Here is a 14327-nt window from a genome sequence, read left to right as displayed (position 1 = left end):
TGCTCGCACCGGTTGATCGAACCGAGCAGCACCTCACGGTCGCCCCGCAACAGCCCGGTACTTCTCGAGGCCCCTGCCGGGCAACGAGATCACAGACCGACCCGAAATGCGCTGATCAAGGGGAAATGGGCGTAGTTCGATCTCCACGAGCGACCATCTCCCCTTGGTCAACAAGCGGAACGTCCCGGGACGCACACCAGAGCCGCTGCAACGACCGTGAAGTCCTGCTCGGCCGTCCGCAGGCGCAGCTGCCACCACGAGCCGCACAACACGGTCCTCGCAAGAGCCCTGAGGCACTGCTCGCCGGTCGGTCGAAGGGTCGGCCGGCGACAGTCCGGTACTGCTCGAGTTCCAGCGGCCGCGGGCACGCAGCGGCGGACGCCGCAGCCGTGGCGCGACCGCACAGTGCCGCAGGGACAGCCGTGAAGTACTGCTCAGCCCGACCGTGTCAGCCGGACTGGGCCTACGACCGGCTCGCGACCTCCGAGACAGGGCGGGAGACCTGCTCACCTTCGTCGTCCTCGCCGCCGCCGTCGTCGCTCAGTAGCCCGGCAGGCGGCGCGCCGAGCGCACCCCGGCTGGGACGCACGAACTTGTAGCCGACGTTGCGCACCGTGCCGATCATCTGCTCGTGCTCGGGGCCGAGCTTCGCCCGCAACCGCCGGACGTGGACGTCGACCGTGCGGGTGCCGCCGAAGAAGTCGTAGCCCCACACCTCCTGCAGCAGCTGTGCGCGGGTGAAGACCCGGCCGGCGTGCTGTGCGAGGTACTTGAGCAGCTCGAACTCCTTGTAGGTGAGCTCGAGGAGCCGGCCGCGCAGCCGCGCTGCGTACGTGGCCTCGTCGATCACGAGCTCACCGAGCACGAGCGCGCCGCCGTCACGGCCGGCGTCGGCGCCGGGGCGGGACTTCAGCAGCCGCAGCCGGGCGTCGACCTCGGCGGGACCTGTGGTGGGGAGCAGGATCTCGTCGACCACCCACTCGCCGGACACCGCGACCAGCCCACCCTCGGTGAGCACGGCGATCACGGGCACGTCGGTGCCGGTGCTGCCGAGCAACCGGCACAGGCTCCGCGCCGCGACGAGGTCGGTGCGCGCGTCGACGAGGACCGCGTCGTGCGGCCCGGCGTCGAGCAGCGCCGCGACCTCGGGGGCCGCCGTGCGCACCCCGTGGGGCAGCAGCGTGAGAGCCGGCAACACGGCTCCCGGGTCCGGGTCGCTCGTGAGCAGCAGGAGTTCCACGTGGCGTGCCTCCTCTCCCACCGGGAGCCGGACGCCCACTGCGTCCCTCCTCCGATCACGGCGGGCTGCGCTGACGCACCGTTCACACCCGCGTGACCCGGCGGGAACACCACACGCGGATCGATGCAGGATAACCGGGTGACCATCGATCGCACGAGACGCGCGGCGCAGGTCACGTCCGGTCCGGTTTCCGCGACCTCCGCCGACGGGGTTCCGCTCGCGGGTGTGCACCTCTTCCGGGAGGCGCCCGAGCGGGGTACCGCGCTCGTCGTCGCGCACGCTTTCACCCACCACGTTCGGCACCCGACCACCCGCACCGTGCTGGCCGCTCTCGCGGCCGAGGTGCCCGTGGTCGCCCTCGACATGCGCGGCCACGGCCGCTCGGGCGGGCGCTGCACGGTGGGCGACCGGGAGCCGCTCGACCTGGACACCGCGGTGGCCGCCGCGCGCGAGCTCGGCTACGAACGGGTGGCCACGATCGGGTTCTCCCTCGGCGGCGCCGTGGCCCTGCGGCACGCCGCGAGCGGGGTGCACCGGCCGGACGCAGTCGTTGCGGTCAGCTCGCCCGCACGCTGGTACTCCCGGGAGACCGCGGCCATGCGCCGCGTGCACTGGCTGCTGGAACAGCCGCACGGCAGGCTCGTCGCCCGGGCGCTCGGCCTGCGCCTCGACGGCTGGTGGGCCGTGGTGCCGCCCTCACCGGTCGAGGTCGTGGCCGACATCGAGGTTCCCGTGCTGCTCGTCCACATCGCGGGCGACCGCTACTTCACGGCCGCGCACGCCAGGGCGCTCCACGCCGCGTCCGGTGGGCGGGCCGAGCTGTGGGAGGAACCCGGCGACGGCCACGGCGAGAGCGGCACCCACCCCGACCTGGCCCGCCGCATCGCCCGGTGGGCGCTCGCGGCGGAGAGGACCGGACACAACCCCCGATGACGGGCGCGAACGGCTTCGCTCTACCGTCGACGCGTCATCCCGGCGCGGTGCCGGGTCGCATGTTCGGAGGTCGGATGAGGCGCCTGCTCATCGCGCTGCTCGTCCTGGTCGGGCTGTTCGTCGCCGTCGACTTCGGGGCCGCCGCGCTCGCCGAGTCCGCCGTGTCCCGCCAGATGCGCGAGCAGATCGGGCTGGTCGACGACCCGAACGTGCGAATCAACGGCTTCCCGTTCCTCGTGCAGGCGATCTCGGGCGAGTACTCGAGCGTCGATGTCGAGGCCACCCGGGTCCGCGTGGGCCAGCTGCAGGAACTGAGCGTCCGCGCGCAGCTGCGCGACGTGGACGCCCCGCTGCCGATGCTGCTCGGGTCGGGGCCGAAGTCGCTCTCCGTGCGGCAGGTCGAGGGCATCGTCCGGATCCCCGCCAACGACGTGGAGCGGATGGTCCCGGGGATCGAGAAGCTGCGCATCGAGAACGTCGACGACTTCACGCTGGAGCAGGCGGTCGAGGAGGGCGGCGACAAGTCGCTGCGGACGATCGACCCGGAGAACGCGGTCCGGCTCGTCGGCACCATCGAGCTGCTGGGGCAGGAAACCGAGGTGGCGGCGATCGCCACGCTCGACCTCGTGGACGGGCAGGCCCAGATCACGCCGCGCGACGTCCGGATCGGCGGCGACGACGCCGACCCGCTGCCTGCCGCGGTGCAGCGGACGCTCCAGCAGCAGTTCACGCTGCGGATCGACCCGGGTTCGCTCCCGCTCGCGGCCACGCCCACGAAGCTGCGGGCCGCCGGCGGCGCGCTCGAGATCAGCGGGTACGCCGACGACCTCACCCTCGGCGAGAGCGCGGTGTCGGCCACGGGCTGACCGCCGCCGAGTGACGCTCTCCTCACCGGCACTGCCCACGCGGCGCAACCTCGGCTACCCTCACCAGCGTGTTCTGGCCGCTGACCCGACGCCGCGCAGTTGACCTGTGCCGCGTCGGCAGCTGCCTGTGTCACGTCTCCTGAGCTTTCCGCGTCTTCCGCGCACCACTTCTCAGGAGCAACACGATGTCCGCATCACCGCACCCGTCTGCCGTGCCCCAGGCCGGCAGCGCGTTCGTGCACGCCCACATCCGCACCACCGACATCCAGGGAGCCAACGCATGAGCCGCCAGGACGTCCTGGTCACCGCCGACTGGGCCGAGAAGAACCTCGGAACCGACGGCATCGTCTTCCTCGAGGTCGACGAGGACACCACCGCCTACGACGGCGGCCACCTGCCCGGCGCCGTCAAGATCAACTGGACCACCGAACTGCAGGACCCGGTGCGCCGCGACATCGTCGACGCCGACCAGTTCTCGAAGCTGCTGTCGGCCAAGGGCGTGAGCAACAGCGACACCGTGGTGCTGTACGGCGGCAACAACAACTGGTTCGCCGCCTACGCCTACTGGCAGTTCAAGCTGTACGGCCACGACTCCGTCAAGCTGCTCGACGGCGGCCGCAAGAAGTGGGAGCTCGACGGGCGCACCCTCACCACGGACGTCGTGGAGCGCCCCACCACCACGTACACCGCCCAGCAGCCCGACCTGTCGATCCGCGCCTTCCGCGACGAGGTCGTCGACGCGATCGGCAAGAAGAACCTCGTCGACGTCCGCTCGCCCGACGAGTTCTCCGGCAAGATCCTTGCGCCCGCGCACCTGCCGCAGGAGCAGTCGCAGCGGCCCGGCCACGTGCCCTCGGCGATCAACATCCCGTGGAGCAAGGCGGCCAACGAGGACGGCACCTTCAAGTCGGACGAGGAGCTCACCAAGCTCTACGGCGAGGAGGGCTACGACGCCGACAAGCCCACCATCGCGTACTGCCGCATCGGTGAGCGCAGCTCCCACACCTGGGTGGTGCTGCACGAGCTGCTCGGCTACAGCGACGTCAAGAACTACGACGGCAGCTGGACCGAGTACGGCTCGCTGATCGGCGTGCCGATCGAGCTGGGTGCGCCCGAGAAGAAGGGCGCCTGATGTGCGGCGCCCCTGACCAGGCGGTGGCGCTCCCGCCCGGCACCGACCTGACCAAGGAGACCGTCCTCACCGGCAGGGTCGTGTCGGGCGGCACGCCGGTCGCGGGCGCGTTCGTGCGCCTCCTCGACGGCACCGGCGAGTTCACCGCCGAGGTGGTGGCGTCGGAGGCCGGGCAGTTCCGGTTCTTCGCCGCGCCCGGCACGTGGACGGTGCGCGCCCTCTCCCGCGCGGGCAACGGCCAGGCCGAGCTCACGGCCGACGGGCCCGGGGTCCACCGGGCGGAGATCGCGGTGGCGTAGTCCGCTCCCGTTCGCAGCAGAGCCACTTCCCGCGCCACGCGGTCGCGGGAGGTGGCTTTGTTGCAACGGGGTGCGGGCGGCACGACTAGGCTGCGCCCGGTGCAGTGGTTGTTCACGGGTGTGCTCCTCGCCCTCTGCGGCGGCATCACCGTCTTCACCGGCTACCTCCTCCGCAGGCTGTTCACCACGGCCCCCGGCGAGCGGGACGTGCCCGCGGAGCCCAAGCCGTGACCGCCGGCGACGAGGTGCCCGGCACCATCACCGGCCCCGCCAACGCCGCCCCCGGGTCGGCGCAGCGCAACCGGCCACGGTTCGACGACCTGCCCGTCCCGGACGACACCGCCAACCTGCGTGAGGGCCCCGACCTGCACGAGCTGTGCGTCGGGCTGCTACCCCTCGTCGGGGTGTGGCGCGGCACCGGCGAGGTCGTCTACCCCACGATCGACGGGCCGTACTCCTACGGGCAGCAGATCGTCTTCGCCCACGACGGCCGCCCGTTCCTCTCCTACGAGGCACGGGCGTGGCTGCTGGGCCCGGACGGCGAGGTGCTGCGCCCCGCGGCCCGTGAGACCGGCTTCTGGCGACCGCAGCCGGACGGCGAGCTCGAGGTCCTGATCACCCACGCCACCGGCATCACCGAGATCTTCTACGGCCGCGCGCGCAACCTCAGCTCGTGGGAGATCAAGAGCGACGCGGTGGTGCGCACCGCGTCGGCCAAGGAGGTGGTGGGCTCGCACCGCCTCTACGGCCTCGTCGAGGGCGGAGACCTGGCCTACGTCGACGAGCGCGCGATGGTGGGCCAGCCCCTGCAGCCGCACCTGTCGGCGCGGCTGAACCGCATCGCCGGCTGACCCGCCGGGTCAGGCCTGCTGCTCGGCGGGCACGGCCGCCAGCAGCTCGTCCACCTCCGGCTGCGGCAGCCGCGCCAGCCGGGCCAGCTGCTCGGGGCTCAGACCGGCCGACACGAGCCGCTGAAGCACGTCGCGCAACGCCGTGCGCCCCGTGCGCACCGCGTCGGACAACCGGTCGAGCTCGCGCAGGCACGACTCCAGCTCGACGGTGGCGCCGACGGCCCGCTCGGGGTCGTCCAGGAGCACGGCCAGCAGCCGGTCCCGCGCGTCGAGAGGCTGCTCCTCCGCCGCCACGGTCTCGGTGCCCGGCCGGGGTGTCGGGACCGTGGCCTCCTCGGCGGCAGCCTCTTCGCGGTCGGCCGGGGCGGAGATGGCCTGCTCGTCGCCCGGCTCGGGCGTGCCGCGCCCGTGGAGCGCGTGGCCGGCAGCCGCCAACCCCAGCGCACCCGCAGCGGGCGCCACCCATCCGGGCTTGTCCTGCTGCTCGGCCTGCTCGGGATCGCCGTATCCGTGGAGCGCCTGTCCCGCGGCGGCGAGGCCGAGCGCACCGCCCGCGGGCGCAATCGAGCCGGCGTCGGTCTGCTCCGGCGCAGCGGCCTCCGGCTCCGCCTGCGGACGGTCCGATTGCCCGCCATCGGTCTGCTCGGGCGAGCCGTCCCCGCCGAGCGCGGCCGGTCCGGCACCGTCCTGCCCCCGCGTCGTGCCCTCCTGCTCGGGCGAGCCGTGCCCGCGGAACGCATGGCCGGCAGCCGCCGACCCCAGCGCACCGGCCGGGGGTGCGAGCCACCCGGGCTCGTCCTGCTGCTCGGCCTGCTCCGGCGAACCGTCCCCTCGAGGCTCCTGCCCGGCTGCATCAGGCCCGGCCGCGCCGGCACCGTCCTGCCCCGGCGTCGCACCCTCGCGCTCGGCCCGCTCGGACGATCCGTCCCCGCGGAACGCCAGTCCGGCAGCCGCCAACCCCAACGCACCGGCCGCAGGCGCGACCCACCCGGGCTCGTCCTGCCGCTCCGACGCCGCACCCTCGTGCTCAACCTGCGGACGGTCTGCCGGCTCCTGATCGCGCGAGCCGTCGCCACGGGGCACCTGACCAGCAGCGGCCAGCCCCAGCGCATCCGCCTCGTGCGCGGCCCAACCGGGCTCGTCCTTCTGCTGCTCGGCCCCGGTCCCCGTGGCGGCGGCCGGTGGCGGCGTCCATCCGCCGGCCAGAGGGGCCGCTGTGACCGCCTGAGACGGTCGCTGAGCGTCCGAAGCCGACTCGGGCACCACCCACCCCTGCGGCGGCTTCCCGTTGCCCTCGGGGCCGTGGTCGGACTGCTGGGCGTCGTCCGCCGCGGCACCGAGACCACGGCCGTCGGGATCCGTGGTGGCGGCGGGGTCGACGGCCGGGGTGGGCCCCTCGGGGGCGTCCGCCGGTCGCTGGGTGCCGCCTCGACTCGCGGCGGCCCGCATCGCGAAGGCCTGTGCCACCGCGGCCGCCACCGTGCGGCCCGAGCCGGCCTGAGGGTGGCGCTGCGCGGCGACCGGGACCCCGCCGGCGGGAGTGGGCGGCGGGACGTTCGCGCCCGCGTCGGGCTCGCGGGGCGGCTCGACGCGCGCGGAGACCTCCGCAGCGCGCGGTGTGGCTGCGGCCGCCACCGGCCTCACCTCGGGCTCCGGCTGCGGAGCAGGCACCTGCGGTTGCTCCGCGATCTCCCGGACGGGCTCCGCCTGCTGCGGCACCACCGGCGCAGCGGCAGCGGGCGCCGCGAAGGCCTGCGGCGCGGCGGGTGGCGCGACGTCAGGCCGCGGCGCACCGGGGTGCGACGCCGCCTGCGCCATGCGCACGTCCGGGGGGACCCGGGTGGCACCGCTCGCGGACTTGCGCTTGCGCACGGCGACCACGACGAGGATCGACGCACCGACGAGCACTGCGCCCACGCCCAGCATGACCAGCGCGGACGCCGACAGGGGCAGCTGCATGGTTGCGCACCGTACGCCTTTTGATCTCACGGTGCGCAACAACGATCACCCGGAGCGTGACGCCGATGCCGATCGATCCGAGCGCTCGGAACCGTTGCCGGCCGGCGGCGATCCCTGCCTCCCGGGCTCGCCCGAGGCGCCCTGTGCGTCGCCCCGTTGCTCGGGTCGCGCGCCGTCGGGACGGGCCCCGGAGGGTGGCCGAGGCGAATTGCCCGTGGTCGGGGCGCCGTTCGCGGGCTTGTCGGCCGGGCGCGGCGGCGCCATCTGCGAGGGCGGGACGGTGGGGACGAGCGCGGTGCGGTCGCCACCGGGACGGTCGACCGGCCGAGCAGCGGGCCGCTGATCGGGACCGTTGCGCTTCGCCTGATCGGAGGATGACCGGAACAGGTCACCCGCCTCCTTGCCGGACCCCTGCCGCTGTTCACCGCCCTGGGCGGGCTGCGCGTTGCCCGGTCCGGCGGGTCGCCCACCGGAGTTGGGTTGTGCCTGCTGCGCGGGCGCGTTGCCGCGGGATCCGGCGGGCTGGGCCGGAGCGGGGCGCTGCGGGGCGCCGTTCCCTCCGCCCGGCTGGTTGGCGCCGGAGCCCTGCTGGGCGGGCCGTGGCGGCGCGGCGCTCGGGGCCGGACCCTTCTGCTGCTGGCCGGGGTTGTTCGGCCCCTTGTTGCCGCCCTGACCAGAACCGGTCTGCCCCGAGCCAGAACCCCCCGGCGCCGGTGCGGCGGGGCGAGCGGGGTTCGCGTTCTGCGCGGGGCCGTTCTGACCGCCCGAGCCGGGCTTCTGCTGCTGCCACGACGCTCCGGCGGGCTGCGGCGTCGCCGGGCGGGACCCGCCCTGGGGCTGCCCACCACCGCTGCCTGCGGCGGGCGCAGGGTTCCGGGACGGCGCGGCGCCGCCTCCGGACGGCTGCTGCGGCGCCGGAGCCGGGCCTGCGGGCGGCACCTGGGGCGCAGCCCGGGTGAGGCCGTCGGCCGGCACGGGAGCGGGGCGGGAGGGGTTCGCGTCCTTCCCGCCCTGGTTCTTGGCCGAGTCCGCGGCCGGACGCGCGGCGGCCGGGGCGGGGCCCTCGGAGGCCGGGCGCGGGCGCGGGGTGGGGCTGGCCGGCGGCCGGGGCCCGGGCTGGCCCTGCTGCTGTTGCTGGGGCCGCTGCGCCGGCGTCTGCTGCGGGTTCGGCTGCTGCGCGGACGGCTGCGGGGCAGCCGGAGCAGAACCACCCGATCGGGTGTCGGCCGACGGCTGGCCGGAGGCCGGGGCGCCACCGGGGCGGGCACCCGAGGCCGGCTGCGCGGGCTGCTGGGTCGAGGGCCCGGGCTGGGGCTTGCCGGGGCTGGGCTTCGCCGTGGGCGACGGGGTGGCACCTGCGGGCCGGGCGGCACCGGCGTCGGGCCGCTTGAGGTCGATGCGCCCGGTGGGGGCACCGAGCATGCCCTCGAGCTGCCCGCGCATGCGGGTGAGCTCCTTCATGAGGGCGTCGCGCTGGCGCTGCAGGTCGGCGACCTGCGCGCGGACCTTCTCCTCCTCGGCACGGGCGGCGGACCGCGCCTTGTTGCGGATCTCCGCCGCCTCCTCCTCCGCGGCCTGGAGGATGCTCTGCATGCGGTCGGTGAAGCTGCCGACGACGTCGGGGGCCTCGCCCCCCTGCTGCGGCCCGGGTCGCGGGCGCGGCGGACCCGGCCGCGGACCACCGGCACCGGCGGCGGGCGTGCCCCCGGGCGGCGAGACGAGCGGGAGCGGGTGGCTGCGGGCCATCTCCAGATCGGCCCGCATCCGGGACACCACGCGCTGGAGGCGGGCCACGTGCTCGTCGACCTGCTTGCGGTCGTAACCTCGGAGAACGACGTCGAAACGGGGGGCGCCGAGCGCGCCCGCATCACTCGTCATCCGTGGTCCCTCCCGAGCGCGACAGCCCCTCCACCCCGCCGAGGGTAGGTAGGTCCAGGCGGTGACACCTGGTCGTTCACCCTGACGGAGCATACCGACGACACCCGCTCCTCAGGTATCGGAGCGCCGCAACCCCTGCTTCGTCCAGCCCGCCGCGGCGGGTGCCGGAGCGCCTACCATCGCTTCGGTGGACACCACGTCGGGACCCGTGGAGTCGACGGCTCCACCCGCTGAGAGCGGGCCGGCCGCGCTCCGCCGCACCCTGCACCAACGCGGTCTGCGCATGACGCCGCAGCGGCAACTCGTGCTCGACGCCGTGCGCGAACTGGGACACGCCACCCCGGAACAGATCTGCACGCAGGTGCAGCAGGCGGCACCCGCCGTCAACATCACCACCGTGTACCGCACGCTCGACCTGCTGGAACGCATCGGGCTGGTCCGCCACACCCACCTCGGGCACGGCGCCCCCACCTACTCCGAGCAGGAGCACCAGCACGTCCACCTGGTGTGCCACTCGTGCGGCACGGTCACCGAGTCCCCCACCGACCTGATGGACGGCCTCGCGCAGCGGCTCCTCGCCGAGTCCGACTTCGTGCTGGACCCCTCCCACGTCGCACTGTCCGGGCGGTGCCGCGAGTGCCGCGACGAAGAAGGAGCAAGCCGGTGACGGAGCTGCCCGGAGCCACCCACGACGCGGGGGTGCCCGCCCACCGGGGCGACCCGCTCGCCGAGCAGCGGGCGATGAGCCGGGGCGCCGCGGTCGTCGACCGCAGCCACCGCGGCGTCATCACGGTCACCGGGCCCGAGCGCCTGACATGGCTGCACCTGCTGCTCACCCAGCACGTCAGCGAGCTGGCGCCCGACACCGGCACCGAGGCGCTCGTCCTGGACATCAACGGGCGGGTGCTGCACCACATGGTGGTGGCGCACACCGGCGACGCGGTCCACCTCGACACCGAGGCCGGCGACGTGCCGGAGCTGCTGGAGTACCTGCAGAAGATGGTGTTCTGGTCGAAGGTCGAGCCGCGCGACGCCACGGCGGAGCTCGCCGTGCTGAGCGTGGTGGGGCCGGACACCCCCGACGTGCTCGCCCGCGCGGGCGTCGCGGTGCCGGAACGGCCGCACGGCGTGCTCGGGCTCCCGGACGGCGGGTTCGTGCGGCGCGTGGACTGGCCCGGTGCCGACGCCGCCGACCTGCTCGTGCCACGCGACGCGCACGCGGCCTGGTGGGAGCGGCTCACGGCCGCCGGCGCGCGGCCCGCGGGCGCGCTCGCCTTCGAGGCGCTGCGCGTCGAGGCGTTGCGCCCCCGGCTGCACGTCGACACCGACGACCGCACGATCCCCCACGAGGTCGGCTGGATCGGCTCGGCCGTGCACCTCACGAAGGGCTGCTACCGCGGGCAGGAGACGGTGGCCCGCGTCGCCAACCTGGGGCGCCCCCCGCGCCGGCTCGTGCTGCTGCACCTCGACTCGGGCGACGAGACCCTGCCGGTGCCGGGCGACCCGGTGGTGCGCGACGGGCGGGCCGTGGGCCGCGTCGGCACCGTCGCGATGCACCACGAGCTGGGCCCGGTGGCACTGGCCCTGGTCAAGCGCAACGTGCCGGTGGACGCGGAGCTCACGGCGGGCGAGGACGACCGCAGCACGCCGGCGGCGATCGACCCGGCCAGCCTGCCCCCGGAGGACGGGGCTCCACCTCCCGGCCGGGCGGCGCAGCTGCGCGGCGGGCTCCGCTGACGCCGCCGCGAATCGCACCTCACGGTCGTCGAGATGACCGTGAGGTGCTGCTCGCAGCCGACTCCCGGCCGTTGATCGAACCGAACAGCACGTCCCCAAAGCCCCGACGACCTTCCGGTACTGCTCGAGCGCAATAGGCGGACTCAGGACCGCGGCCGGCCCACGATCGGCGCGAGTCGCACGACGCTGTCGCCGGCAGGCGCTCACACACCGGTTGTGTTGGTCGCACATCGGTTGCAGCCGGTGTGCCGGCGATAGAGGTGGTGTGCGGAGTCGCCGCCGACGTGGTCGAGCGCGCTCGCACATCGGTCGTGGTGCTCGCACATCGGTTGCAGCCGGTGTGCCGGCGCCGGAGGTCGTGTGTGAGCCGGCGGGGGGCGCCGCCCGGCGACGACGGGGCGCTCGGCGAGGCCGGGCGCGCCGACACACCGGTCTTGGCGCTCGCCCATCGACTGCAGTCAGTGTGTGAGCGACGAAGGTGGTGTGCGAGTGGCCGAGGCCGCCGACCGCGCTCACACATCGGTTGTGGAGCTCGCACATCGGTTGCAGTCGGTGTGCGAGCGCGAGAGGTCGTGTGTGAGCGACGCCTGCGCTGCGGTCGTGCCGCTCGAGCTCCGGGGCGGACCGTCTGCGGAGCAACCCCTGCCGCGGCCGGGTGTCCCGGAGCTGATCAAGGGCAGATGGTCGTTGTTCGATCTCTGCGAGCGACCATCTGCCCTTGGTCAACAGCCGAGGACGCGGCCACGGCCGCAATGATCGAACCGAGCCGCACACCACGGTCGCGGAGCAACTGCGAGGTACTGCTCGGGCCGGTTCCAGGCCGTCGATCACACCGAGACGCACACCAGGGCCGCCACGACTACCGCGAGGTACTGCTCGAGTTGGCCAGCCGGTGATCGAACCGAGAAGCACATCCCGGCGGCCACCGCGGCGGTCCGCCAACAGTGGCTCCCAAAATGTGGGAGATCTTTCCCGGATCCCGGTACAGCGACCTATCGTCGAACCCATGGGTTCAGGGCCTCGGTACCGCTGGGTCGTGCTGCTCGTCGGCACCGCAGCACAGGCGGCCACCGCCTACTTCCTCGGGCTAGCGGCCGTCACGCCTGCGCTGCGCGCGCACTTCGATCTGGGCCTGGCGGGGGTCGGCGTGCTCATCGGGCTCGCCTCGGCCGGCCTCATTCCCACCCTGATGGCGTGGGGCAGCGCGGCCGACCGGTTCGGCGAGCGCTGGGTGATGGCGTCCGGCCTGCTCGGGGCATCGGTGACGCTCGGCGTGCTCGCGCTCGTCGACCACCCGGTGGCCGCGGGCGTGCTGCTCGTCGTGGCCGGGGCCTGCGGCGCGAGCGTCAACGCGGCGAGCGGGCGCGCCGTGCTCACCTGGTTCCCGGTGGCCGGGCGGGGCACGGCGATGGCGATCCGGCAGACGGCGGTGCCCGTGGGTGCGGCGGTGGCGGCCGTCGCACTCCCCCCGATCGCGGACGCGGGCGGGGTTCCGGCGGTGTTCGTGGCGCTGGCCGCCACCTGCCTCGCCGCGGCCGTGGCGGTGGCGGCGTTCATCCGCGAGCCGCCGGACGCGCCCGCCCGGACGGCACGGCCCGCGGCCCGCACGCGCGAGGTGCTGGCCGACCGCAGCCTGCAGCGGCTCAGCCTGGCCGGGCTGTTGCTGGTGGTGCCGCAGTTCCTCGGCTCGGTGTTCCTGGTCGAGGTGCTGCACGGCGGGGCGGGGCTCTCGCTGCCGGTGGCGGGCGTGCTGCTGGGCGTCACGCAGGTGCTGGGCGCCGCCGGGCGGCTCGTCAACGGCGCGTGGTCGGACCGCGTGCACAGCAGGCTGGGCCCGCTGCGGATCGTCGCACTCGCGGTGACGGCGGGGTTCGCGCTCGCCGCCGTGCTGCGGCCGGGGCCGGCGGTGCTGCTCGCAGCCGTCCTCGTGCCTGCGGCCGCGCTCGCCATCAGTTGGAACGGGCTGGTGTTCACGGCGGCGGGCGAGCTGGCGCCCGAGGGGCGCGCGGCCACGGCGATGGCGATGTCGAACACCGCCAACTACGCCGCCGGCGCCGTCACCCCCGCGCTCGGCGGGCTGGTCGCCGACCTGGCGGGGTGGTCGGCGATGTTGGCGATGGGCGCGGTCGCCGCGGTCGGCGCCCTGCTCGCCCTGCGCCACCTGGCCGAACCGGTCGCCGACCCGCTGCGCCGGTGACACCCGCAGCATCCACCCGGTCGGGTGGTGGAACGGCAGGTGGAACCGCGCGACGCTCGGGTGGCGGCGCGCTGGGGACAGCCCAGCGGGTGAGCTCACACGCGTCCGGCGTCACATCAGCGGTGCCACGTCGCACTCCTGCCGGTTCGCAAGGTACGGTGAACACCAGGAGATTGATGAGATGAATGGGGCCGCCGAGACATCCGGCCGCCCCTTCCCTGTTGTAAGGGGGACCAGCCATGGGGCGCGGACGAGCCAAGGCCAAGCAGACGAAGGTGGCCCGTCAGCTCAAGTACAGCTCCCCCACCATGGACCTCGACGCGCTGCAGCGCGAGATCGGGAGTGCGGCACCCCGCAACGGTGAGGCGGAGGACGACTACGCCGATCCCTACGCTCCCGTCGAGGACGACGACGACGAGGCCCCGCAGCGGCGCTACCGCTAGACCGCTGCGGATCGCCCGCAGCCCGGTGGGGGGTGGCGCGGGCAACCGGCCTGACCGAGGGGTCAGCTGGAGAGCGTGAGGGCGAAGGAGTACCGGCTCGCTCGGTAGATGTGCGAGCCGTACTCCACCGCACGGCCGCCGGCATCCCATGCCGTGCGGGTCATCGTGAGTACGGGGGCACCCCGGGGATCACCGAGCAGCCGGGCCTCGGCCGCGGTCGCGGTGCGAGCGCCCACCACCTGGTCGGCCATCCGGGGCAGGTAACCGGCGGCGCGCAGCAGCTCGTACAGCCCGCGCGACTCGAGGTCGGCGCGGTCCAGGGGCAGCACGTCCACCGGTACCGCGTTGTGCATCAGCGCGAGCGGTTCGCCTGCCGCGAACCTGATCCGTTCGAACCAGGTCACGCGGGTGCCTTCGGACACCCCGAGTGCCTCGGCGACGTGGTCGGGGGCGGGGCGCACCTCGAGGTGGCGGATCCGCGTGGTCGGCCGCCTGCCGGACTTCGCCAGGTCGTCGTACAGGCTGGAGAGCTCCACGGGCCTGCGCACCTTCGGGTGCACGATCTGGGTGCCGATGCCGCGTTTGCGCACGAGCACGCCGCGCTCCACGAGGTACTGGATCGCCCGGCGGACGGTGGGGCGGGAGACGCCGAGGCGCTCGGCGAGCTCCACCTCGTTCTCCAGCCGGCCCCCTGCCTGTAGCTGCCCGGTCTCGATGAGCTGTTCGAGCCGGCCCGCCACCTGGAAGTAGAGCGGGACCGGGCTGGCGGGGTCCAGTGCAGTGACCTCCACA

At 74.3% G+C, this 14327-nt stretch carries 15 protein-coding genes; 11 read left to right on the top strand and 4 right to left on the bottom strand.

The genetic code is table 11. The annotated features are described in order from the left end of the window. Positions 1-463: 463 nt before the first annotated feature. The gene (locus ACFPL3_RS09610; RefSeq protein ID WP_343946816.1) at positions 464-1240 is read right to left on the bottom strand and encodes a winged helix-turn-helix transcriptional regulator; all 777 of its coding nucleotides are present in this window, start codon (positions 1238-1240) and stop codon (positions 464-466) included. Between the two features lie 138 nt (positions 1241-1378). Here ACFPL3_RS09610 and ACFPL3_RS09605 point away from each other — a divergent pair, with 138 nt between their 5' ends. The 7 genes from ACFPL3_RS09605 to ACFPL3_RS09575 all read left to right on the top strand — a co-directional run bounded on the left by ACFPL3_RS09605 (position 1379) and on the right by ACFPL3_RS09575 (position 5321). Continuing rightward, on the top strand, positions 1379-2173 hold the full coding sequence (locus ACFPL3_RS09605) for an alpha/beta hydrolase family protein (RefSeq protein ID WP_343946815.1): 795 nt from the start codon (positions 1379-1381) through the stop codon (positions 2171-2173). 74 nt (positions 2174-2247) lie between these two features. Then, positions 2248-3039: an LmeA family phospholipid-binding protein gene (locus ACFPL3_RS09600; RefSeq protein WP_343946814.1), complete on the top strand. Its 792-nt coding sequence runs from the start codon at positions 2248-2250 to the stop codon at positions 3037-3039. Between the two features lie 68 nt (positions 3040-3107). Further along, positions 3108-3182, top strand: a complete 75-nt coding sequence (locus ACFPL3_RS09595) for a putative leader peptide (RefSeq protein WP_379588785.1) — start codon at positions 3108-3110, stop codon at positions 3180-3182. Between the two features lie 137 nt (positions 3183-3319). Next, positions 3320-4171, top strand: a complete 852-nt coding sequence (locus tag ACFPL3_RS09590) for a sulfurtransferase (RefSeq protein WP_343946813.1) — start codon at positions 3320-3322, stop codon at positions 4169-4171. Further along, the gene (locus tag ACFPL3_RS09585) at positions 4171-4470 is read left to right on the top strand and encodes a DUF1416 domain-containing protein (protein WP_343946812.1); all 300 of its coding nucleotides are present in this window, start codon (positions 4171-4173) and stop codon (positions 4468-4470) included. Before ACFPL3_RS09590 ends, ACFPL3_RS09585 begins: the two co-directional genes overlap by 1 nt. Before the next feature lie 99 nt (positions 4471-4569). Beyond that, positions 4570-4701, top strand: a complete 132-nt coding sequence (locus tag ACFPL3_RS09580; protein WP_343946811.1) for a hypothetical protein — start codon at positions 4570-4572, stop codon at positions 4699-4701. Next, positions 4698-5321 carry a heme-binding beta-barrel domain-containing protein gene (locus ACFPL3_RS09575; protein WP_379588750.1) on the top strand — a complete coding sequence of 208 codons (624 nt, stop codon included), beginning with the start codon at positions 4698-4700 and terminating at the stop codon, positions 5319-5321. Before ACFPL3_RS09580 ends, ACFPL3_RS09575 begins: the two co-directional genes overlap by 4 nt. A gap of 9 nt (positions 5322-5330) precedes the next feature. Here ACFPL3_RS09575 and ACFPL3_RS09570 read toward each other — a convergent pair whose 3' ends face one another. Both ACFPL3_RS09570 and ACFPL3_RS09565 read right to left on the bottom strand, forming a co-directional pair. Then, on the bottom strand, positions 5331-7280 hold the full coding sequence (locus ACFPL3_RS09570; protein ID WP_379588748.1) for a hypothetical protein: 1950 nt from the start codon (positions 7278-7280) through the stop codon (positions 5331-5333). Between the two features lie 45 nt (positions 7281-7325). Further along, complete coding sequence (locus ACFPL3_RS09565; protein ID WP_379588747.1) at positions 7326-9158, bottom strand: DivIVA domain-containing protein; 1833 nt, start codon at positions 9156-9158, stop codon at positions 7326-7328. A gap of 283 nt (positions 9159-9441) precedes the next feature. Here ACFPL3_RS09565 and ACFPL3_RS09560 point away from each other — a divergent pair, with 283 nt between their 5' ends. The 4 genes from ACFPL3_RS09560 to ACFPL3_RS09545 all read left to right on the top strand — a co-directional run bounded on the left by ACFPL3_RS09560 (position 9442) and on the right by ACFPL3_RS09545 (position 13535). After that, positions 9442-9825 (top strand): Fur family transcriptional regulator, encoded by a 384-nt coding sequence (locus tag ACFPL3_RS09560; RefSeq protein WP_343946260.1) that lies wholly within the window; start codon positions 9442-9444, stop codon positions 9823-9825. After that, positions 9795-10895 carry a CAF17-like 4Fe-4S cluster assembly/insertion protein YgfZ gene (gene ygfZ / locus ACFPL3_RS09555; RefSeq protein WP_379588746.1) on the top strand — a complete coding sequence of 367 codons (1101 nt, stop codon included), beginning with the start codon at positions 9795-9797 and terminating at the stop codon, positions 10893-10895. The genes ACFPL3_RS09560 and ygfZ overlap by 31 nt, the downstream gene beginning before the upstream one ends. Before the next feature lie 1006 nt (positions 10896-11901). Further along, positions 11902-13092: an MFS transporter gene (locus tag ACFPL3_RS09550; protein WP_343946243.1), complete on the top strand. Its 1191-nt coding sequence runs from the start codon at positions 11902-11904 to the stop codon at positions 13090-13092. Between the two features lie 239 nt (positions 13093-13331). Continuing rightward, the gene (locus tag ACFPL3_RS09545) at positions 13332-13535 is read left to right on the top strand and encodes a DUF3073 domain-containing protein (RefSeq protein ID WP_343946244.1); all 204 of its coding nucleotides are present in this window, start codon (positions 13332-13334) and stop codon (positions 13533-13535) included. 62 nt (positions 13536-13597) lie between these two features. Here the strand turns inward: ACFPL3_RS09545 and ACFPL3_RS09540 are convergent, their stop codons facing one another. Beyond that, positions 13598-14326, bottom strand: a complete 729-nt coding sequence (locus tag ACFPL3_RS09540) for a GntR family transcriptional regulator (protein WP_343946245.1) — start codon at positions 14324-14326, stop codon at positions 13598-13600. Position 14327: the final 1 nt, after the last annotated feature.

It is taken from the genome of Pseudonocardia zijingensis (genome assembly GCF_042657305.1).
GTDB classification, from domain to species: domain Bacteria; phylum Actinomycetota; class Actinomycetes; order Mycobacteriales; family Pseudonocardiaceae; genus Pseudonocardia; species Pseudonocardia zijingensis.
The sequence above is the reverse complement of the archived record's forward strand: the minus strand, read 5'-3'. Positions and strand labels throughout refer to the sequence as shown.